The organism is Sphingomonas bacterium, assembly GCF_903642285.1.
In the GTDB taxonomy this organism is placed as follows: Bacteria; Pseudomonadota; Alphaproteobacteria; order Sphingomonadales; family Sphingomonadaceae; genus Sphingomonas.
This window is the reverse complement of sequence record NZ_CAHJWJ010000003.1, coordinates 46,862-66,308: the sequence shown is the minus strand read 5'-3', so window position 1 is coordinate 66,308 and position 19,447 is coordinate 46,862. Positions and strand designations below refer to the sequence as shown.

22 protein-coding genes are annotated in these 19,447 nt (G+C 65.9%); 8 read left to right on the top strand and 14 right to left on the bottom strand.

Annotation, left to right across the window (positions count from 1 at the left end; genetic code table 11):
* Positions 1-3: 3 nt before the first annotated feature.
* Entirely contained in the window at positions 4-279 is a 276-nt protein-coding gene (locus HUU99_RS02440; protein WP_174284982.1) for a type II toxin-antitoxin system RelE/ParE family toxin, read from the bottom strand.
* A complete protein-coding gene (locus HUU99_RS02435) occupies positions 272-460 on the bottom strand; it encodes a hypothetical protein (protein WP_217430739.1) in 189 nt (62 codons plus the stop codon). The genes HUU99_RS02440 and HUU99_RS02435 overlap by 8 nt, the downstream gene beginning before the upstream one ends.
* 97 nt (positions 461-557) lie before the next feature.
* Here HUU99_RS02435 and HUU99_RS02430 point away from each other — a divergent pair, with 97 nt between their 5' ends.
* Genes HUU99_RS02430 through HUU99_RS02420 form a run of 3 tightly spaced genes read left to right on the top strand, consistent with a single transcriptional unit; the run spans position 558 to position 3,549 of the window.
* A complete protein-coding gene (locus HUU99_RS02430) occupies positions 558-2,816 on the top strand; it encodes an NADP-dependent malic enzyme (RefSeq protein WP_174284980.1) in 2,259 nt (752 codons plus the stop codon).
* A gap of 58 nt (positions 2,817-2,874) precedes the next feature.
* Positions 2,875-3,117, top strand: a complete 243-nt coding sequence (locus HUU99_RS02425; protein WP_174284979.1) for a type II toxin-antitoxin system Phd/YefM family antitoxin — start codon at positions 2,875-2,877, stop codon at positions 3,115-3,117.
* Positions 3,118-3,549: a type II toxin-antitoxin system VapC family toxin gene (locus HUU99_RS02420; protein ID WP_174284978.1), complete on the top strand. Its 432-nt coding sequence runs from the start codon at positions 3,118-3,120 to the stop codon at positions 3,547-3,549.
* A 1-nt stretch (position 3,550) separates the two neighbouring features.
* Here the strand turns inward: HUU99_RS02420 and HUU99_RS02415 are convergent, their stop codons facing one another.
* Together HUU99_RS02415 and HUU99_RS02410 are read right to left on the bottom strand one after the other, a co-directional pair.
* Positions 3,551-4,339 carry an SDR family oxidoreductase gene (locus tag HUU99_RS02415; RefSeq protein ID WP_174284977.1) on the bottom strand — a complete coding sequence of 263 codons (789 nt, stop codon included), beginning with the start codon at positions 4,337-4,339 and terminating at the stop codon, positions 3,551-3,553.
* Positions 4,340-4,401: 62 nt separating this feature from the next.
* On the bottom strand, positions 4,402-5,547 hold the full coding sequence (locus tag HUU99_RS02410; RefSeq protein ID WP_174284976.1) for an acyl-CoA dehydrogenase family protein: 1,146 nt from the start codon (positions 5,545-5,547) through the stop codon (positions 4,402-4,404).
* A 153-nt stretch (positions 5,548-5,700) separates the two neighbouring features.
* Here HUU99_RS02410 and HUU99_RS02405 point away from each other — a divergent pair, with 153 nt between their 5' ends.
* Both HUU99_RS02405 and HUU99_RS02400 read left to right on the top strand, forming a co-directional pair.
* The gene (locus HUU99_RS02405) at positions 5,701-6,048 is read left to right on the top strand and encodes an SDR family NAD(P)-dependent oxidoreductase (RefSeq protein WP_254602873.1); all 348 of its coding nucleotides are present in this window, start codon (positions 5,701-5,703) and stop codon (positions 6,046-6,048) included.
* A 301-nt stretch (positions 6,049-6,349) separates the two neighbouring features.
* On the top strand, positions 6,350-6,883 hold the full coding sequence (locus HUU99_RS02400; protein WP_174284975.1) for a CHAP domain-containing protein: 534 nt from the start codon (positions 6,350-6,352) through the stop codon (positions 6,881-6,883).
* A gap of 127 nt (positions 6,884-7,010) precedes the next feature.
* On the opposite strand, the gene msrB is transcribed toward HUU99_RS02400, so the two are convergent.
* On the bottom strand, positions 7,011-7,511 hold the full coding sequence (gene msrB, locus HUU99_RS02395) for a peptide-methionine (R)-S-oxide reductase MsrB (RefSeq protein WP_174284974.1): 501 nt from the start codon (positions 7,509-7,511) through the stop codon (positions 7,011-7,013).
* Between the two features lie 101 nt (positions 7,512-7,612).
* Between msrB and HUU99_RS02390 the strand changes: the two genes are divergently transcribed.
* Positions 7,613-7,894: a hypothetical protein gene (locus HUU99_RS02390; protein WP_174284973.1), complete on the top strand. Its 282-nt coding sequence runs from the start codon at positions 7,613-7,615 to the stop codon at positions 7,892-7,894.
* A 34-nt stretch (positions 7,895-7,928) separates the two neighbouring features.
* On the opposite strand, the gene HUU99_RS02385 is transcribed toward HUU99_RS02390, so the two are convergent.
* From HUU99_RS02385 to HUU99_RS02360, 6 genes are all read right to left on the bottom strand, one after another.
* Entirely contained in the window at positions 7,929-9,170 is a 1,242-nt protein-coding gene (locus tag HUU99_RS02385; protein WP_174284972.1) for a cytochrome P450, read from the bottom strand.
* A 44-nt stretch (positions 9,171-9,214) separates the two neighbouring features.
* Complete coding sequence (locus HUU99_RS02380; RefSeq protein WP_174284971.1) at positions 9,215-10,447, bottom strand: ABC transporter permease; 1,233 nt, start codon at positions 10,445-10,447, stop codon at positions 9,215-9,217.
* A complete protein-coding gene (locus tag HUU99_RS02375) occupies positions 10,444-11,376 on the bottom strand; it encodes an ABC transporter ATP-binding protein (protein ID WP_174284970.1) in 933 nt (310 codons plus the stop codon). The genes HUU99_RS02380 and HUU99_RS02375 overlap by 4 nt, the downstream gene beginning before the upstream one ends.
* 212 nt (positions 11,377-11,588) lie before the next feature.
* On the bottom strand, positions 11,589-11,918 hold the full coding sequence (clpS, locus tag HUU99_RS02370) for an ATP-dependent Clp protease adapter ClpS (RefSeq protein ID WP_174284969.1): 330 nt from the start codon (positions 11,916-11,918) through the stop codon (positions 11,589-11,591).
* Between the two features lie 138 nt (positions 11,919-12,056).
* Positions 12,057-12,593 carry a phasin family protein gene (locus HUU99_RS02365; RefSeq protein WP_174284968.1) on the bottom strand — a complete coding sequence of 179 codons (537 nt, stop codon included), beginning with the start codon at positions 12,591-12,593 and terminating at the stop codon, positions 12,057-12,059.
* 88 nt (positions 12,594-12,681) lie between these two features.
* A complete protein-coding gene (locus HUU99_RS02360) occupies positions 12,682-14,397 on the bottom strand; it encodes a PHA/PHB synthase family protein (RefSeq protein ID WP_174284967.1) in 1,716 nt (571 codons plus the stop codon).
* 143 nt (positions 14,398-14,540) lie between these two features.
* Here HUU99_RS02360 and HUU99_RS02355 point away from each other — a divergent pair, with 143 nt between their 5' ends.
* Complete coding sequence (locus HUU99_RS02355) at positions 14,541-15,752, top strand: LL-diaminopimelate aminotransferase (protein WP_174284966.1); 1,212 nt, start codon at positions 14,541-14,543, stop codon at positions 15,750-15,752.
* Positions 15,753-15,917: 165 nt separating this feature from the next.
* Here the strand turns inward: HUU99_RS02355 and HUU99_RS02350 are convergent, their stop codons facing one another.
* The gene (locus tag HUU99_RS02350; RefSeq protein ID WP_174284965.1) at positions 15,918-16,394 is read right to left on the bottom strand and encodes a winged helix-turn-helix transcriptional regulator; all 477 of its coding nucleotides are present in this window, start codon (positions 16,392-16,394) and stop codon (positions 15,918-15,920) included.
* 140 nt (positions 16,395-16,534) lie between these two features.
* Here HUU99_RS02350 and HUU99_RS02345 point away from each other — a divergent pair, with 140 nt between their 5' ends.
* Positions 16,535-18,649 (top strand): RelA/SpoT family protein, encoded by a 2,115-nt coding sequence (locus tag HUU99_RS02345; protein WP_174284964.1) that lies wholly within the window; start codon positions 16,535-16,537, stop codon positions 18,647-18,649.
* A gap of 129 nt (positions 18,650-18,778) precedes the next feature.
* Here the strand turns inward: HUU99_RS02345 and HUU99_RS02340 are convergent, their stop codons facing one another.
* Positions 18,779-19,165, bottom strand: a complete 387-nt coding sequence (locus tag HUU99_RS02340; RefSeq protein WP_174284963.1) for a type II toxin-antitoxin system VapC family toxin — start codon at positions 19,163-19,165, stop codon at positions 18,779-18,781.
* A complete protein-coding gene (locus HUU99_RS02335) occupies positions 19,162-19,398 on the bottom strand; it encodes a type II toxin-antitoxin system Phd/YefM family antitoxin (RefSeq protein ID WP_174284962.1) in 237 nt (78 codons plus the stop codon). Before HUU99_RS02335 ends, HUU99_RS02340 begins: the two co-directional genes overlap by 4 nt.
* Positions 19,399-19,447: the final 49 nt, after the last annotated feature.

Genomic DNA, 19,447 nt, shown 5'->3' with positions numbered 1-19,447 from the left:
CGATCAATCGAGCGGTTGTCGGGCGCTGTGGCGGATCGACTCGATCGAGACCCGGTGGCCCGTTACCCGGTAACCCAAAATATAGGGCGCGATCGTCACCATCTCGCGGCGGCGGCCCGATGTCGCACGTCCCCGATGAGGAAAGGACGACAGACTTTCACCCAAGGCGGTCAGTCGCTTCCTGTAATCGTCTGCCGCGGCGGGGTCGAATTTACGGATATAGGCGATGATCCGGTTCAGATCGTCGATCGCCGACCGGCGCCAGACGACATCAGCCATCCCAAGCGGCAAGCCAATCCTCAAACGGCCGGTAGTCCGCCTGTCCAATCGTCTTCAGCCACTCACTGACGACGGCGTGGTCGACGCCGAGATCGGCGGCATAATCCGCGCGCGCCTTTGCGACCAGCGTGACAAGCGGTTCACGGTCGCGATGCTCGACGGAGATAGCCTCATGCTTCATCCCACCGACATAATCGATCCCCCTCCCATTGCCTAGCGCGGGTTGAAAGCGCGGCACCATCGATCCTAAGGCTCTGGTACAGTCCAGGAGCCGCCTTATGTCCGACGAACCCAGCATCCAGTTCTCCGAACGCGAAGCGTTGCTCTACCATTCGGAAGGGCGGCCGGGGAAGATCGAGATCGTCGCGTCGAAGCCGATGGCGACGCAGCGCGACCTCGCGCTCGCCTATTCGCCCGGCGTCGCGGTGCCGGTACAGGCGATCGCGGACGATCCGGCCACCGCCTACGACTATACCGCGAAGGGCAACCTGGTCGCGGTCGTCTCGAACGGCACCGCGATCCTCGGCATGGGCAATCTCGGAGCGCTGGCGTCGAAGCCGGTGATGGAGGGCAAGGCGGTGCTCTTCAAGCGCTTCGCCGACGTCGACTCGATCGACCTGGAGGTCGCCACCGAGGACGTCGATGCCTTCATCAACTGCGTGGCGCTGCTGGAACCAAGCTTCGGCGGGATCAACCTGGAGGACATCAAGGCCCCCGAATGCTTCATCATCGAGCAGACGTTGCGCGAACGGATGAACATCCCGGTGTTCCACGACGACCAGCACGGCACCGCGATCATCGTCGCCGCCGGGCTGATCAACGCCTGCATGCTGACCGGGCGCCGGATCGCGGAGGTTAAGGTCGTCGTCAATGGCGCGGGCGCGGCCGCGATCGCCTGCACCGAACTGATGAAGGCGATGGGGGTGCGCGGCGACAACGTCATCATGTGCGACAAGACGGGCGTGATCTATCGCGGGCGCGACGACGTGAACCAGTGGCAGTCGGCGCATGCCGCCGAGACCGATCGCCGTACGCTGACCGAGGCGCTGGCGGGCGCGGACGTGTTTCTCGGCCTGTCCGCGGCAGGCGCGCTGAAGCCCGAAATGGTCAAGGACATGGCGAAGGCGCCGCTGATCTTCGCGATGGCCAATCCGGAACCCGAAATCCGCCCCGAACTGGCGAAGGCCGCGCGCCCCGATGCGATCATCGCGACCGGGCGGTCGGACTATCCGAACCAGGTCAACAACGTGCTCGGCTTCCCGTTCATCTTCCGCGGCGCGCTTGACGTCCGCGCGAGCGCGATCAACGACGCGATGAAGATCGCCGCCGCCAACGCCATCGCCGAACTGGCGCGCGAGCGCGTGCCCGAAGAGGTCGCGGCCGCTTACGGCGTGCGCCACGTCTTCGGTCCCGACTACATCATCCCCGCACCGTTCGACCCGCGACTGATGGAGAATGTCTCGATCGCGGTCGCGAAGGCGGCGATGGACTCGGGCGTCGCGACCAAGCCGATCCTGGATATCGAGGCCTATCGTCAGACGCTGCGTGCGCGGCTCAACCCGACGACCGCGGTCCTGACGCTCGCTTATGAAGGCGCGCGAGCGCGCCCGAAGCGGATCATCTTCGCGGAAGGCGAGGAGGAAGTCGTCCTGCGCGCCGCGATTGCGTTCAAGGAAGGCGGCTACGGCACGCCCGTGCTGGTCGGCCGCGAGGAGGTGTACGACAATCTGAAGGCGCTGGGCGTCGCCGATCCGCACGAGTACGAATTGCACAACAGCCGCGTCTCGCCGCTGGTCCCGCGCATGGTCGATTTCCTCTATGCGCGTCTCCAGCGCCGCGGGTATCTGCGCCGCGAGGTCGAGCGGATGGTCAACCAGGATCGCAACATCTTCGCCGCCGCGCTGCTGCAATTGGGCGAGGGCGATGCGATGATCACCGGCGTCACGCGCACCTGGGCGATGTCGATGCGCGAGGTCAAGCGCGTGATCGATGCCGAGCCTGGGCGGACGCCGTTCGGCATCCATCTCATGGTCGGGCAGAGCCACACCGTCTTCATCGCCGACACCACGGTCAACGAGCGGCCGAGCGCGGAACAGCTGGCCGATATCGCCGAACAGACCGCCGCCGTGGCGCGGCGGATGGGCCACGAACCGCGCGTCGCGTTCCTCAGCTATTCGACCTTCGGCAATCCCAGGGGGGTGTTCCTCGACAATATCCGCGAGGCCGTGACCGTGCTCGACGGCCGCCGGGTCGGCTTCGAATATGAGGGCGAGATGCCGCCCGACGTCGCGCTGAACCCCAAGCAACTCGCCAACTATCCCTTCGCGCGTTTGTCGGGGCCGGCCAATGTGCTCATAATGCCGGGCCTCCAGTCGGCGCATATCTCCGCCAAGCTGTTGCGCGAACTGGGCGGGGATAATGTCATCGGGCCGATGCTGATCGGGATGGAGAAACCCGTCCAGATCGCGGCGATGACCGCCACCGCCAGCGAACTGGTCACGCTGGCGGTGCTGGCGGCGGGGGGGATTGCGCGGTAGCGTTGTCGGCGGCGTGGATCGATGCTATGTGACCATCTAGTTGGTCAGGAGTGTCGATATGGAAGCCGTAAATCTAGCGGATGCCAAGGCACGTCTCAGTGAACTCGTCGCTCGGGTCGAGGCGGGCGAGACCGTGTCCATCACGAAACGCGGCAAGCCTGTGGTTCGGCTGGTGGCGGAAATGCCGGAGCATGCGACGATCGATATCGATGAATTGCAACGGCTGACACGTGGTATGACCATGCAGGAGGAATCTGCGGGCGATCTGATGCGAAGGGTGCGGGACGAGGCTCGCTATTGAATGGCCTATCCCGATACGTCTCTCCTTATCGCGGCATTGACGATCGAGCCCGCGACCGATCGGGCACAGCGCTGGCTCGGCGATCGGTCGGGCGGCGCGTTACGGATCAGCGGTTGGACCATCGTCGAATTTTCCTCCGGCCTAGCGGTCAAGTTTCGGCATGGTACGTTACCCGAGACAGACCGGCGCCGGGCAATCGCCTCGCTCAACTTACTCGTGTCGCGGGGCGTTTTGCACGTCGAGACGATCACGACGGCGGATTACACGCGTGCCACTGCATTCATCGACGATCATCGTACGACGTTGCGGGCTGGCGATGCTCTTCACCTCGCCGTCGCATACCGAACCGGCGAGATGGTCTGGACGCTCGATCACGGCATGATCGATGCGGCCGAAGCGATCGGCATCACCTGCCGATCGCTCCCCGATTGACCTACGCGTCGATCGACGTCCCCAGCGCGGCATGCACCAGCCCGCCGTCGACCGTGATCGTGTCGCCCACGACATAGTCCCCGGCCCGGCTCGCGAGATAGATCGCAGCGCCCGCCATATCCTCGTCGACGCCGATCCGGCCGGCGGGAATGCCCCTGGCGATCGTATCGCCGTGATCGCGCGCGGCCTTGTTCATCTCGCTCGCGAAGGCGCCCGGCGCGATCGAGGTGACGTTGATATGGTCCTTCACCAGCCGCGCCGCCATCCGCTTGGTCAGATAGATCAGCGCGGATTTGGAGGCGTGATAGCTGTACGTCTCCCACGGGTTCAGCCGCTGGCCGTCGATCGAGGTGATGTTGATGACCTTCGCCGGTCGCCCCGCCGACCCGCTCGCCTTCAGCGCGTCGAACAGCGCTTGCGTGAGGAAGAAGGGCGACTTGACGTTCAGGTCCATGACCTTGTCCCAGCCTTTCTCGGGGAAATTCTCGAACGGTTCGCCCCAGGCGGCACCCGCATTGTTGACGAGGATGTCGAGCTTCGTCTCATGTTCGGCGAATTGCGCGGCGAGCGCCTTGCAGCCGGCGACGGTCGAGACGTCCTGCGGCAGCGCGATGCAGTTCGGGCCCAGTTCCTCCGCGGTCGCGAAACAGACGTCGGCCTTGCGCGCGGAGATGTAGACCTTGCCCCCTTGCGCGATGAAGCCCGCGGCGATCATCTTGCCGATCCCGCGACTGCCCCCGGTGACGAGCGCGACACGACCGTCGAGGCGGAACAGGTTGGTGGTGTCCATGAAGTCTCTCCCTTGTGCTCTTTCGTCGCCCCGGGGACGGATAGGGTGGGCGGTCCGGTCGGTCAGCCGCCCCGCTTGATCGTCTCGCGCGCGATGATGATCTGCTGGATCTGGCTCGTCCCTTCGTAGATGCGGAACAGCCGCACGTCGCGGTACAGCCGCTCGATCCCGTAATCGGCGATATAGCCCGCGCCGCCGTAGATCTGCACCGCCTTGTCCGCGACGCGGCCGACCATCTCGGACGAGAAATACTTCGCGGCCGCGGACTCCAGCACGACGTCCTTGCCGGCATCTTTCGCCGCCGCCGTTTCCATCACCAGCGCGCGCGCGGCGAGCGCTTCGGTCTTCATGTCGGCGATCATGCCCTGGATCAGCTGGTGCTGGGCGATGGGGTGGCCGAACTGGTGACGCTCGCTGGCATAGGCGACGCTGTCCGCGATCAGCCGCTCGGCGACGCCGACGCACACCGCCGAGATGTGCAGCCGGCCGCGGTCGAGCACACGCATCGCGATCTTGAAGCCCTCGCCCGCCGCGCCGAGCCGGTTCGCGGCGGGGACGGGGACGTCGTCGAAATTGACGTCCGCGACCTTGGCACCCTTCTGCCCCATCTTCTTTTCCGGCTCGCCGATCGTCACGCCCGGCAGGTCGCGCGGCACCAGGAAGGCGGAGACGCCCCGCGCACCCTTCTCCTCGCCGGTGCGCGCCATGACGGTGAACAGGTCCGCCTTGTCGGCATTGGTGATGTAGCGCTTGGTGCCCGACAGGCGGTAGACGTCGCCGTCGCGCACCGCCCGCGTCTTCACCGCGCCCGAATCCGATCCGATATCGGGCTCGGTCAAGGCGAAGCTCGTCACTACCTCGCCGCTCGCGATCCGCGGCAGCCACTGCGCCTTCTGCTCGGGCGTCCCCGCCATCACCAGCCCCTGGCTGCCGATCCCGACATTGGTGCCGAACGTGGAGCGGAACGCGGGCGTCGTGCGCCCCATCTCGATCGCGACGCGGCATTCCTCGACCATCGTGAGGCCGAGACCGCCATATTCCTCCGCGATCGACAGGCCGAACAGCCCCATGTCCTTCATCTCGGCGATCACGCCCGCGGGGATCGCGTCGTTCGCCTCGACCTCCGCCTCCAGCGGGCGCAGCCGTTCGGCGACGAAGCGGCGCAGCGTGTCGATCAGCGCGTCGAAGGTTTCGGGGTCGAGGGACATAAGCGCTCCGCCAGCAGGATGACCGGCTGGTAGTATCGTCGCCTCCCGCCTGCAAACCGGTTTTTCTAAAGACGCGCGATCGACCATCCCGAACCCCATACTATGATCCCGAAAAAAGGACGATGAGGATGCGGTTTCCAGGCAAGCGCGGTCGTGACCGGCGGTGCATCGGGCATCGACCGCGCGACCGCGCGCCGGTCGGCGGACGACGGCGCGCAGGTGGTCATCGGCGATATCGACGCGGCGGGCCGCCGCGCCATCGCCCAGGAATCGAACGGCCGGATCGTCTTCCGGCGCTGCGACGTTACCAGCGAGGCGGACATCGTCGCGCTGCTCAAGCTTGCGGACGATGCCGGCGACCTCGACATCCTGTTCAACAATGCAGGGGCCGGGGAGCGCGCGAGCCGATCGACACCATCTCCGCCGGCACGCATATCTGATCGACGGCGGCCCGACGATCGGCACGCGCGCGAACTGGGATGCCGATGCCGTCGCTCCTGACCGCGCTCGACTCGTTCGGATGACCGGATTCGCGTGCTTTCCGTTCGACCGTAAAGCACGCGAATCGCCGGTCGCGGCTCGGGTACCGCAGCGTCGGTCGACGCTTCGCCGGAACGGCACCGGCGGGTTCGACGATGAACGGAGGGGCTGGAACGACCAATCGAGCGAGGCGAAACCGCGCATCCCGGATCGTCGCCGCTGAAACACCGTTCGTCGGAAACGGTTCCCGCCGCCCTTCCCATTAGTCGGCGATCCCCCTAGCCCAGGATCAACAACCGTCCAGCGACCTTTGGGGGGTCTCATGACATTCAAGGCTTTGACGGCGCGATTCGCGCTGATGGTATCGTGCGCCCTGTCGATGGCCGCTCCGGCCGCCGCCCAGTTTTGGCAGTGCGCACCCTATGCCCGCGAAGTATCGGGCATCCAGATCCGCGGCAACGCGAACACCTGGTGGGGCCAGGCGGCCGGTCATTACGACCGTGGTCATACCCCCAAGGTCGGTGCCGTCCTCGCGTTCCAGGCGTCGCACCGGATGCGCGTCGGCCATGTCGCGATGGTATCGAAAATCGTCGGCGACCGCGAGGTCCTGCTGACGCATGCCAACTGGTCGCATCCCGGCCGGATCGAAACCGACGTCCGCGCGGTCGACGTCTCGGATGCCGGCGACTGGAGCATGGTGAAGGTGTGGTACGCGCCGCAAGGCGCGCTCGGCACCTCGGCCTATGCGACCAACGGGTTCATCTATGGCGACCACGACCTGCCCGCGACCCAGATCGCGCAGCACGGCCCGACCGACCCCCGCGGCATCTTCACGCTGGTGAACGACGTCCAGTAAGGTGGCGTCCGCCGCTTGAATACCATCGCCGTCCGAGATCATTCCCCTCCCGGCGAAGGCCCGGAAGGGGTAGTTTTCTCGCGCGCGGCAAGTCAGTGCAACGGCGGACCCCGCCGTCGGCAAAGCATTACCCCTTCGCCGCCGTAAACGTCAGCGCGACGCCGTTCATGCAGTAGCGCTTGCCCGTGGGCTTGGGCCCGTCGTCGAACACATGGCCGAGATGACTGCCGCAGCGGCGACAATGGATCTCGTCGCGGTCCATGCCCAGCGACGTGTCGGTCCGCGACGCGACCGCGTTCGGCAGCGGCTGCCAGAAACTAGGCCAGCCCGTGCCGCTGTCGAACTTGGTCCGCGACGAATAGGCGGGCAAAGCGCAGCCCCCGCACGCGAAGATGCCCGCGCGATGCTCGTCGTTCAGCGGACTGGTAAAGGCACGCTCGGTCCCTTCCTTGCGCAGCACGTCATAGGCGGCGGGGGACAGCTTCCTGTGCCACTGCGCGTCGGTCAGCGCGTAAGGAAATTTTTCCGCGGCGCGTGCCGGCGCGCTGCTGCACCCGAACAGCGCGAGGCCCGCAGTGCCGGTGCCGGCGATGGTCAGGAAATCTCGGCGGTTCGCGGCATGTTTCATACGACTGATATAGGTTGGCCCGATTGTCGGTGCCAGTGGGTCGTCGCCGGGAACTTCCCGTCGGGCCGAGCGATTGGCGGAAGCTAATTTGGAGCAGGAAATTGAGCTTTCAGCAGCTGGAACCGCCGATCCCGGTTCATGTCCTCGACAAGGGTGCCGGTTTCGCCATCGCGGTCATCGATTACGGGCAGGAGCATAACCTGATCTGGGTCACCGCGATCAACGACACCGGCGAAATCTGGTGCGCGCCGAACCCTCGCGTGCGGATGCAGGCGAACTGGACGATGGGCCGCGCAAATCCCGTTGCCGTACAGGCGCGCGGCAACGGGGACTGTTCGGGCGATATCGAAACGGTGCGGGTGGAGACGATCAAGCCGAATTGAGTGATGCCTCCGCGAGAGCGGGTCCCCGAAAGCATCAATACCGGCTGATCTCCACCGGCAACGCGCGGTAGCCGTGGACGAAACACGCCGCGACCCGTGTCGGCTCACCGACCACATTCACCCGCATTCGCCGTTTCGCCATTTCCTCCAGCAAGATGCCGATCTGCAGTTCGGCGAGACGCGCGCCGACGCAGCGATGGATGCCGTGCCCGAACGCCAGATGCCGCCGCGCGTTTGGCCGGTCCACCCGGATCGCGTCGGCATCGTCGCCGAACACGCTCTCGTCGCGGTTTGCCGAGATGTACCACAGCGCCAGCTTGTCGCCGGCCTTGATCTGCTGCCCCATCAGTTCGGTATCCGCGGTCGCGGTGCGGCGCATATGCGCGAGCGGGGTCTGCCAACGGATAAGCTCGCTCACCGCGTTGGGGATCAGCGCCGGATCCGCCTCCAGCTTCGCGCGCTCGTCGGGAAACATGTCGAGCCCGTAGGCCAGCGCGGACATCGTGTTGCGCGTCGTGTCGTTGCCGCCGACGATCAGCAGGATCAGATTGCCGATGAATTCATATTGATCCATCTGCGCCATCGCGTCCGAATGGACCATCATCGAAATCAGGTCGGGGGTCTGTTCCTGGCCGACCTTCGCATTCCACAATTGCTGGAAATAGGCCCCGCATTCGAACATGTAGCCGAGCCGTTCCTTGCGAAGCGCCTCGGTCTTCACCAGTTCGATGTCGCCCGCCCAGTCCGACCAGAATGTCAGCTTGCGCCGGTCCTCCCAGGGAAAATCGAACAGCAGCGCCAACATCTGCGTCGTCAGTTCGATCGCGACGGTATCGACCCAGTCGAACGGCGTGCCGATCTCGAGGCTGTCGAGCATCGCGGCGGTCCGCGCGCGGATGTCGCCCGAAAGGCGCGTCATTTCCGACGGCGTGAAGGCGGGGGCGATGGTGCGGCGCTGCCCGGTATGCACCGGCCGGTCGCGCGCGATGAACATCGGCAGCCGGACATTGCTGTCGGGCAGGAAATCCGCGAGCGCGATCCCGCCGACTTCGGACGAATACAGCTCCGGCAGCGATTCGATCTCGACGATCGGCTTGTACGCCGACACCGACCAATAGGGGCCATAGTCGCTATGTTCGCATCGATAGACCGGGGCTTCGGCACGCAGCTTCGCGAACGGGGCCTGCCAGACATCGTCGCGGTAGAGTTCGGCACGACTGACATCCAGCGGATCGACCGGAATATCGTGAGCCGCATCCGGCACCAGCGTCGCCATGTTTTCTCTCCTCGGTAACAGGAAAGCGCTAACTGACATTCTTGTCAATTGGCTTTGGCGCGCTTCCGGAACGGCCGGGCGCTGCCCGATTGCAACACCCCGCGGCGGAACAGCCGCGCGCCGATCGTGATGAAGATCGCGACCCATAGCAGCTGCCAGGCCAGCGCAAACAGATGCGGCCACAAGGTTGCCGAGTTCGCCGCCATCCCCGCCATCGCGAAGGGCGACGACAGCGGGAAGATTTCGGCGAAGGTCGCGACCGCGCTTCCCGGATGCGCCGCCGCCGCGGAGGACAGCGCGAACATCGCGACTTGCAGGATCGTGATCGGCAGCGACAGCATCTGGATCTCGCGCATCGTCGACGCCTGCGCACCGACGCCGAGGAATACCGATCCCAGCAGCAGATACGCCATCGCGAAATAGGCTATGAACAGGACCGCGAACATCGGCGTGCCGACCGCTGGTGCCAGATCGTGCAGCCCGGCCGCGATCGACTGGGGCAGCAGCATCGACACCTGGCTGACGACCGTCGCCCAGAAGGCGACGAACAGCAACGCGACCCCGAACATGCCGAGCAGCTTGCCCAGGAACACGCTTTCCAGCGGCACCGCGGCGGCCAGTACCTCGATCACCTTGTTGTTGCGTTCTTCCGCCATCGTGCCGACGACTTGCCCCGCGAGGAACAAGGTCAGGAAGAAGATGCCGAAGACCGCGAAGAACGCCGACTGGTGCCGCCCACCCGGCGTGGCATGCCCGCGCACGATCGGTTGCTTGGTCGCGGCCACCGTCGGCAGCGCGCCGCCCAGCTGCTGCGCCGCCAGCGTCGTCTGTGCCAGCAGCGCGAGATAGTCCGCCGCCCGCGATCCGCGCGCGCCGTAGAGGATGGTCGGGCGGTCGAGCGGCCCGTACAGCACGGCCGCGGCTTCATAGCCATGATCGTCGAACGCGGCACGCGCTTGTCGGACCGGATCGTCCGCCGGCGCGGTCGTCCGCAGCGCAGGGGGTGCCTCGTCGGGGCGAAATCCCCCACGGAGCCGCGCATCGGCGGCAGCGATCGGGGCGGCGAGCGTCGACGGCACGATCGCGACGATCCGCGACTTGTCGCCCCCGCCGCCGTCCGCGACGCTCGCCGCGCCCATGCCGCCGATCGCTCCGAACGACCCCATGATGACCGGCGCGAACAGGAACAGCAGGAAGATCGGCGTGAAGACCGTCGCGATGAAATCGCGCCGCGCGATGGTCAGCGTCTGGCGGATGCTCCGGCGCAGGTCGCTCATGCCGCATCCCCCAGCGGCGCGGTCGCCTGTTCGCCGACGATCCGAACGAACGCCTCGTGCAATCCCGGGCGATCGATCGACAGGCCGGCGATGCCGTGGCCCGCATCGATCAATCGGACGAGCAGCGGTTCGATCCCCCCGGCGGGCAACGCGAAGCGCCATTCGCCGCCGTCGCGCACCGCATCCGGCGGCAGCGACGCCCCGATGTCCGCGTCGGCATGGCGCGGCCGATACTGCACCCGGTCGGGCAAGGTCGCGCGCGCTTCGTCCACCGTCCCCTCGAACCGGCGCTTGCCCCCGGCGATGATCGCCAGCCGGTCGCACAGCCGCTGCGCATGCGCCATGACGTGCGTCGACAGCAGGATCGTCGCGCCGCGGTCGCGCTCGGCGAGGATCATCGCTTCGAGCCGTTCCTGATTGACCGGATCGAGCCCCGAAAAGGGTTCGTCGAGCACGAGCAGATCGGGCCGGTGGACGACCGAGCCGAGCAGCTGGACGAGCTGCGCCATCCCCTTCGACAATTTCCGGATCTTGGTGTCGGTCGCGTGGCCCAGCCCCGCGCCCTGCATCAACTCCACCGCCCGCGCGCGCCCCGTCTTCCAGTCGAGCCCGCGAAGCGCGCCCATGAACGCGATCGCGTCGCGCGCCTTCATCGCCGGGTACAGTCCGCGCTCCTCGGGCAGATAGCCGACCCGGTCCCCGGCATCGCGCGGATGCGCACAGCCGAGCAACACCCGATCGCCCGTATCGGGTTCGATGATCCCGAGCAGCATCCTGAGCGTCGTGGTCTTGCCCGCGCCATTGGGGCCGAGCACGCCGTAGATCGTCCCCGCCGGCACCGCGATATCGATGCCGTCGACCACACGCCGGTCACCGAAGCGCTTGACGAGGCCATTGGCCGCAATGGCCAGTCCGTTGTTCAAATCCATCCCCCCGGCGCGGTGGACGCCGCCGCGGCAGGGTAGCGAAGGATAGCGGGGGAAGACAAGCGGCTAGCTTGCCCGCTTCCCCACCCCGGCGAAGGCCGGGGCTCTGCTGCGAGACGAACGCGGCGCTTCGAACGCGGTGACGACGACCTTGGCTATCGGGCCCCGGCATCCCGCCGGGGAGGGGGGAGCTGATCGATCCGGCGGAAAACAGGTCACGCCTTCTCCAGCGTGCATTGCAGCGGGTGCTGGTTCTGCCGGGCGAAGTCCATGACCTGCCCGACCTTCGTCTCCGCGACTTCGTAGCTGAACACGCCGCACACCCCCACACCCTTCTGATGGACGTGAAGCATGACCCGCGTCGCCTCTTCCATGTTCATCCGGAAAAACCGCTGGAGGCACAGGACGACGAATTCCATCGGCGTATAGTCGTCGTTCAGCATCAGCACGCGGTAAGGCGTCGGCTGCTTGGTTCGGCTGCGCGTCTTGGTGGCGATACCGGTGCCGGTGCCGTCTTCCTGGTCGTCGTCGCGGCGCTGGGCCATCCTGGTCGAGTCTGGCTGCATAGCGCGCAGATATGGCAAATGGCGACGCAAGGGCAAGGGCCCGAACGGTAAAAGGGCGACCGTCCCTGCCGGACGGCCGCCCTTTCGTCGGTCGCGTTCACCCAAGTGGACGGTCGCTTATGCGGCGACCTTCATCTTGTCGGCGGCGATCGCCATGCGGTTCGAGATCGGCTGCGCGACTTCGCCCGCCAGCTTCAGCATCGCTTCGGTCGAACGCGACGTCTCGGCGACCATCGCGTCGAACATGCTGCGCGCATAATCGGACTGGAGCTTCATGAATTCGGTCGGCGACTTGACCGACGCGAGCGTACGGATCGCGGCGGTCGCGCCCTCGAACGACTTGCGGGCATAAGCGGCCGAATCCTGGCCCATCGTCTCGATGCCGCGCGCGGCGATCTTGCCCGATTCGACGACGGCCTCGACATTGCCCTTGCCGAACGCGTTGATCTCTTCGACCATCTTGGCACCTTGTTCCATCGCACCCTTGGCGCGATCGCCGACATCGGCGAACATCGCGGTCGCCTTGGCCTGGGTCTCTTCGGCGGCGTTCTTGATCATGTCTTCCATGGCAGTGTCCTCGATGATGATGGCCGCCCGGACGGGCGATTTCCGTTTCGGGGCGGCGGTCACGGCCTTGGCGGTGGGGATGGTCATGCGCGTCGCTCCAGCTTATGCTGCGGCGCACAATAATGCCGTCGCCGCTTGAAATCAAGTCCTTGTGCAGCGCAGCATCGCCAGGCGGTCAGCGTGTCCGGACATAGCTGCCGGGCGCGTCCTCGATCGCGGGCAGCGTTCCCGCGCCGGGCAACCGCGCGCCCGTCGCCGGCACGGTCGCCGCGCCGAACCCCTGCAGCCACGCCATCCAGTCGGGCCACCAGCTGCCCTTCGTCTCGGTCGCGCCTGCGACGAAGTCATCCAGCGTCGCCGCCGGCGCGTCGTTCGTCCAATATTGATATTTGCCCGACGCGGGCGGGTTCACCACCCCCGCGATATGGCCCGAGCCGGCGAGGACGAACCGCACCGGACCCGTGAACTGGTCGGTGATCTTCCACACGCTCGCCGCCGGGGCGATATGGTCCTCGCGCCCCGCCTGGACATAGGCCGGCGTCTTGACCTTGCGCAGATCGATCGGCGTACCGCCCGCGGACAGCGCGCCCGGCTCGACCAGCCGATTGTCGCGGTACAGGTCGGTCAGATAGCTCAGATGCCATTTGCCCGGCAGATTGGTGGTATCGCCGTTCCAGTGGAGCAGATCGAACGCTGCATAATCCTGCCCGAGCAGGTAGTTGTTGGTGACGTAATTCCAGATCAGGTCGCGCCCGCGCAGCGCGTTGAACGTCATCGCCATGTAGCGCCCGTCGAGGTACCCGTCCGCCGACAGCGCCTTCACCAGCGCGAGCTGGTCGTCGGTCACGAACAATTTCAGCTCGCCCGCATCGGCGAAATCGACCTGCGCGGTGAAGAAGGTCGCGCTTTCCACGCGGTCCGCCTGCCCCTCCGCCGCCTGGACCGCGAGCGTGGCGGCAAGCGTCGTACCCGCCACGCAGTAACCGATCGCATGCACCGCGGGCACGTCCAGCAGCGCGCGCACCGTATCGACCGCGTCGCGCTGCGCGGCGATGTAATCGTCCCACACGACGTCGACCATGCTCGCGTCGGCGGATTTCCACGACACCATGAACACCGTCAGCCCCTGGTCGACCGCCCAGCGGATGAAGCTCTTCTCCGGCGTCAGATCGAGGATGTAGAAGCGGTTGATCCATGGCGGGAAGATCACGACCGGGGTCGCCAGCACCGCGTCGGTCGTCGGCGCATATTGGATGAGTTCGTACAGCGGCGTCCGGTGGATGACCTGACCCGGCGTGGTCGCCAGGTTGCGCCCCACTTCGAAGGCGTCGTCCGCGACATGAGTCAGCTGGCCGCGTGCGAGATCCCCGAGGAAATGCGACATCCCCTTGACCAGATTGTCGCCGCGCGTGGCGATGGTCTTCGCGATCACCTCCGGATTGGTCAGCGCGAAATTGGCGGGGCTGGTCGCATCGATAATCCCCCGCGCCGCGAAGCGAAGCCGCTCGCGTGCGGCATCGTCGATCCCCTCGACCGCATCGACCGCGCGCAGCAGATGCGCCGATGTCAGGTCGTAGCTTCGGCGCATCAGGTCGAAACCCGGATGCTCGCGCCAGGCCACCGCCTTGAAACGCTTGTCGCGTTCGGGCGCGTCGCTTTGCTGCGGGACGGGGTCGAGGAGCCGCTCCCACAGCGCGAACCCGTCGCGCCAGAAATCGCGTGCGCGTGCCAGCGCGGCGGGGTCGGTCACGCCGGGGACGATCGGCACCGCACCCGGCCGTTCCAGCGCGGCGATCCCGGCCTCGACCGCGGCACGCTGCATCTCGAGCATCCGCTGCGGCCAATCGCCCACGGGCGGCGGCGAATCGTCGGGTGGCGTTTGTTCGGCCATGCGCATCTCCTGGCCGTCTCCTACCCCCAAATGTCATGCCGGCGAAAGTCGGCATCTCTTGGGGATGCCGGCCCGACGATCGCGAGACCGCCGCTTTCGTAAGGGTGACGGGTGATGTAAACGATGCGGCGAAAGGGTCCCCCATGTCAGACGACGAATTCTACCGCATCAAACGCCTGCCGCCTTACGTCATCGCCGAAGTCAACGGCATGCGGGCGGCGGCGCGCGCCGGCGGGGAGGACATCATCGATCTGGGCATGGGCAATCCCGATCTGCCGCCGCCGTCGCATGTCATCGAGAAACTGATCGAGGTCGCGCGCAAGCCCGGCGCGCACGGCTATTCGCAATCCAAGGGCATTCCCGGCCTCCGCCGCGCGCAGGCCAATTACTACGGCCGCCGCTTCGGCGTCGATCTCGATCCCGAGACCGAGGTCGTGGTCACGATGGGATCGAAGGAGGGGCTCGCCAGCCTCGCCACCGCGATCACCGCGCCGGGCGATGTCGTGCTCGCGCCCAACCCCAGCTACCCGATCCACACTTTCGGTTTCATCATCGCGGGTGCCACGATCCGCGCGGTGCCGACGACCCCCGACGAAGCGTATTTCGCAAGCCTGGAGCGCGCGATCGCGTTCACCGTGCCGCGGCCGAGCGTGCTGGTCGTGAACTATCCGTCGAACCCGACCGCGGAGACGGTCGACCTCGCGTTCTACGAGCGGCTGGTCGACTGGGCGCGTGCGAACCAGGTCTGGATCGTTTCCGATCTCGCCTATTCCGAACTGTATTTCGACGGCAAGCCGACGGTCTCGGTCCTGCAGGTGAAGGGCGCGAAGGACGTCGCGGTGGAATTCACCTCGCTGTCGAAAACCTATTCGATGGCCGGCTGGCGGATGGGCTTCGCGGTCGGCAATACGAAACTGATCGCGGCGATGACCCGGGTGAAGTCGTATCTGGATTACGGCGCGTTCACCCCGATCCAGGCGGCGGCATGCGCCGCGCTCAACGGTCCGCAGGATATCGTCGAGAAGAACCGGCAACTCTATCACAAGCGTCGCGACGTGCTGGTCGAAAGCTTCGGGCGAGCAGGGTGGGACATCCCGTCCCCGCGCGCCTCGATGTTCGCCTGGGCCCCGTTGCCGCCTGCGCTGATGCACCTGGGCAGCCTGGAATTCACCAAGCAATTGCTGACCCACGCCCAGGTCGCGGTCGCGCCGGGGGTCGGTTACGGCGAGAATGGCGAAGGCTATGTGCGGATCGCCATGGTCGAAAACGAACAGCGCCTGCGCCAGGCGGCGCGCAACGTCAGGCGGTATCTGCAATCGATGGGGATCAATACGCCGGCGCAGGGGGCGGGGTAGAGTCTAGGCAAACGCTTACGGAGAGCCCGCCACCCCGGCGAAGGCCGGGGCCCAGTTGCCAAGTTTTCGGTAATAGAGCGTATCGTGCCGCCACGATCGTCTTGCGACTGGGCTCCGGCCTTCGCCGGAATGGCGTTGAAGCGCGGGCGGTGGGTACCCTAACCCCTATTCCGCCGCCTGCATCTCGTCCGGGTCCCGCGCCACATCTCCCGGCAGCGCCCAGATCAGATCGCCCTTCCCCAGCACGCGGCCGTCCTGCGACAGCACCGATATAGGCTGCAACGGCCGCCGATCGCGTTCGTCGACCAGGATCGGATAGGCGGGTACGCCCGTCTCCCACCGCTCGCCCCATTGCCGCAGCGCGATCATCGTCGGCAGCAATGCGAAGCCCTTGTCGGTCAGGCCATAGGCGATCTTGCGTCGATCCTCGGGGATCGTCTGCCGCGCCAATATGCCATGCTCGACGAGCCGGCCGAGCCGGTTCGCCAGGATGTTGCGCGCGATGCCCAGTTCGGACTGGAATTCCTCGAAATGGTGCAGCCCGTTGAACGCCGCGCGCAGGATCAGGAACGACCAGCGTTCGCCCACCGCCTCCAGCGCGGCGGGCAGGCTGCATTTCAGCAACGGTTCGCGCAATCCCATCGACGACATCCTCTGAGCGCCCATTACCGCAGATCGGCCATCCTGCCCAGCGCCGATAGGTTTTGTCTTGCAACCGTTTGAAGACGAAATGACGCCGTATTGTGTTGCAAAGCAGCACCGGACGGTCTCATCCTAATCCGGTGCTGCGCCAATATGAACTCGTCGATCGCGTCCTCGATTACGATCCCAACGCCGACGAGGCGCTGCTCAACCGCGCCTATGTCTTTTCGCTTCAGGCACATGGGTCGCAGAAACGCGCGTCCGGCGATCCCTATTTCAGCCATCCGATCGAAGTCGCCGGCATCCTGACCGATCTGCATCTCGACGACGAGACGATCGCGACGGCGATCCTGCACGACACCGTCGAGGACACGGTCGCCACGCCCGAGGAGATCGAGCGGGTGTTCGGCGCATCGGTCGCGCGGCTGGTCGACGGGGTCACCAAGCTCAGCAAGATCGAAGCGCAGACCGAGAACGAACGCGCCGCGGAGAATCTGCGCAAGTTCCTGCTGGCGATGTCCGACGACATCCGCGTGCTGCTGGTGAAGCTCGCCGACCGGCTGCACAACATGCGCACGCTCCACCACATCGCAAAACCCGAGAAGCGCAGGCGGATCGCGAAGGAGACGATGGACATCTACGCTCCGCTCGCCGAGCGGATCGGGATGTACGAGTTCATGAAGGAGATGCAGACGCTCGCCTTCGCGCAACTCGAACCCGAGGCGTACGAGTCCATTACCCGCCGCCTGGCACAGCTCAAGGACGGCGGTGGCGGCGACCGGATCGCGAAGATCGGATCGGGGTTGAAGCTGCTGCTCGCCCGGTCGGGGATCGACACCGATATCTCCGGGCGCGAGAAGCATCCCTACAGCATCTGGAAGAAGATGGCCGAACGGCACATCAGCTTCGAACAACTCTCCGATATCATGGCGTTCCGCGCGATCGTGCCGACCGTCGAGGACGCCTATGCGGCGCTCGGCGTCATCCACCGCCGCTGGCCGATGGTGCCGGGGCGGTTCAAGGATTATATCTCGACGCCCAAGCGCAACGGCTATCGGTCGCTTCACACGACCGTCATCCATGCCGAGAATGCGCGCGTCGAAATCCAGATCCGCACAGCCGAAATGCATGCCGAAGCGGAGTTCGGGCTGGCGGCGCACTGGGCCTACAAGCAAAGCGGCGTGCGGCCCGAAACGCAGCAGAGCTGGATCGCCGACCTGGTCGAGATCCTGGAGACCGCGGAGAGCCCCGAGGAACTGCTCGAACATACCAAGATGGCGATGTACGCCGATCGCATCTTCGCCTTCAGCCCCAAGGGCGAACTGATCCAGTTGCCGAAGGGCGCGACCCCGGTCGATTTCGCCTATGCGGTGCATACCGATCTGGGCGACCAGACCGTCGGCGCGAAGGTGAACGGTCGCGTCGTGCCCTTGCGCACCCCGATCGAGAATGGCGACCAGGTCCAGATCCTGCGTTCGAAGGGCCAGTCGCCGCAGCCGGGCTGGCTGAACTTCGCGATCACCGGCAAGGCGCTGGCCGCGATCCGCCGCCATCTGCGCCACACCGCGCGCGACGAACAGGTGAAGCTCGGCCGCACGCTGTACGTCAATATCGTCCACCGGCTGCCCGCGCAGATCGGCGGCGAGGCGATGGGGCATGCGCTCAAACGCCTCAAACTGCCCGACGAATCTTCGCTGATGATCGCGATCGCCCGGCGGACGCTGTCGGATGCGGCGGTGATGGAGGCGCTGATGCCGGGTTCGGCGGGGGCGGACGTCGCACAGCCGCATGCGCTCGCCCCGCAGTCGAGCGCGATCTCGATCAAGGGACTGACCCCGGGCGTCGCCTATGACCTCGCCACCTGCTGCCACCCCGTGCCCGGCGACCGGATCGTCGGGCTTCGGCGGCCCGACGCGGGGATCGAGGTTCACGCCATCGACTGCGCGACGCTGTCCGATCTCGCCGAGCGATCGCAGGACGAGACCGACTGGGTCGACGTGTCCTGGGGCGACAAGACCGAAGGCGCGACCGCACGGATCGCGGTCGAGGTAAAGAACGAACCCGGCGCGCTCGGCACACTCGCCACCGTCATCGGCGCGCACAAGGCCAATATCCTCAACCTGCGCCTCGACAACCGCGACACCGGGCTTCACACCAACATCATCGACGTCGAGGTGCACGACGTCCCGCAACTGATGCGCCTGCTCGCGGCGCTGCGCGCGACCGATGTCTGCACGAAGGCGGAGCGGGTGTAGCGGCCGCCGATTGCCGCATCCCGTTCGTGCCGAGCGTGTCGAAGCGACATATCGCGCTTGGCGCGCCCTTCGACAGGCTCAGGGCGAACGGAAAAGCATCGGATCAACCTTAAAAGGACCGGACGCCCCCTACCAGAGGCGGCGTACGCCGAACGTGTCGAACAGGGTTTCGTTGGAGACCAGCATCGCGTCCTCGATCTGCGCCTGGGCGATCAGCAGCCGGTCGAAGGGGTCGCGGTGCGGGATGTCCAACATGCCGGCCAGATCGCCATGTGCGATCGTCAGCCCAAGCGGTTCAAAACCATGCTCCGCAATTCGAGCGGCCATCAGCCCAGCGATCGCTGCGGCCTGGGGCAATTTGCCGATATGATATTTGGTTCCGACTTCCATGGCCGACACGCTGCTGACCAGGACGCGTGCTTCAGGCGCGCCGATCGCCTTGCGCGCTTCGACGCTCAACTTCACATCGCCCAGCAGCCACCACAATATCGCGTGCGTATCGAGAAGAAGCTTCATCCGCCTTCCCAACGACGCAATTCGTCTTCCGGCAAAGGATCGAAAAAGCTGTCGGGAACCGCGAATTGCCCTTTCATCGATCCAAAGACGCGCTTCGGTTTGGGCTCGACCGGTACCAGCCGGACCTGCGCCTTGTCGCCGCGCGCGATGACGATCTCCTCGCCGCCCACCGCGCGCGCGACGAGGCTCGACAGATGGGTCTTCGCTTCGTGCATCTTGACCGTCGTCGCCATGGCCTGCTCCTTAGCCATCTTACTTAGCTAAGCGGGCGCGGGCTTTCAA

Coding starts and splice junctions, on each gene's coding strand:
- clpS (WP_174284969.1), bottom strand. CDS start 11,918: ATGGCCCAGCGCCGCGACGACGACCAGGAAGACGGCACCGGCACCGGT.
- HUU99_RS02435 (WP_217430739.1), bottom strand. CDS start 460: ATGAAGCATGAGGCTATCTCCGTCGAGCATCGCGACCGTGAACCGCTT.
- HUU99_RS02420 (WP_174284978.1), top strand. CDS start 3,118: ATGGCCTATCCCGATACGTCTCTCCTTATCGCGGCATTGACGATCGAG.
- HUU99_RS02410 (WP_174284976.1), bottom strand. CDS start 5,547: ATGTCCCTCGACCCCGAAACCTTCGACGCGCTGATCGACACGCTGCGC.
- HUU99_RS02440 (WP_174284982.1), bottom strand. CDS start 279: ATGGCTGATGTCGTCTGGCGCCGGTCGGCGATCGACGATCTGAACCGG.
- HUU99_RS02355 (WP_174284966.1), top strand. CDS start 14,541: ATGTCAGACGACGAATTCTACCGCATCAAACGCCTGCCGCCTTACGTC.
- HUU99_RS02425 (WP_174284979.1), top strand. CDS start 2,875: ATGGAAGCCGTAAATCTAGCGGATGCCAAGGCACGTCTCAGTGAACTC.
- HUU99_RS02400 (WP_174284975.1), top strand. CDS start 6,350: ATGACATTCAAGGCTTTGACGGCGCGATTCGCGCTGATGGTATCGTGC.
- HUU99_RS02375 (WP_174284970.1), bottom strand. CDS start 11,376: ATGGATTTGAACAACGGACTGGCCATTGCGGCCAATGGCCTCGTCAAG.
- HUU99_RS02350 (WP_174284965.1), bottom strand. CDS start 16,394: ATGGGATTGCGCGAACCGTTGCTGAAATGCAGCCTGCCCGCCGCGCTG.
- HUU99_RS02430 (WP_174284980.1), top strand. CDS start 558: ATGTCCGACGAACCCAGCATCCAGTTCTCCGAACGCGAAGCGTTGCTC.
- HUU99_RS02415 (WP_174284977.1), bottom strand. CDS start 4,339: ATGGACACCACCAACCTGTTCCGCCTCGACGGTCGTGTCGCGCTCGTC.
- HUU99_RS02340 (WP_174284963.1), bottom strand. CDS start 19,165: ATGAAGCTTCTTCTCGATACGCACGCGATATTGTGGTGGCTGCTGGGC.
- HUU99_RS02385 (WP_174284972.1), bottom strand. CDS start 9,170: ATGGCGACGCTGGTGCCGGATGCGGCTCACGATATTCCGGTCGATCCG.
- HUU99_RS02360 (WP_174284967.1), bottom strand. CDS start 14,397: ATGGCCGAACAAACGCCACCCGACGATTCGCCGCCGCCCGTGGGCGAT.
- HUU99_RS02335 (WP_174284962.1), bottom strand. CDS start 19,398: ATGGCGACGACGGTCAAGATGCACGAAGCGAAGACCCATCTGTCGAGC.
- msrB (WP_174284974.1), bottom strand. CDS start 7,511: ATGAAACATGCCGCGAACCGCCGAGATTTCCTGACCATCGCCGGCACC.
- HUU99_RS02365 (WP_174284968.1), bottom strand. CDS start 12,593: ATGACCATCCCCACCGCCAAGGCCGTGACCGCCGCCCCGAAACGGAAA.
- HUU99_RS02380 (WP_174284971.1), bottom strand. CDS start 10,447: ATGAGCGACCTGCGCCGGAGCATCCGCCAGACGCTGACCATCGCGCGG.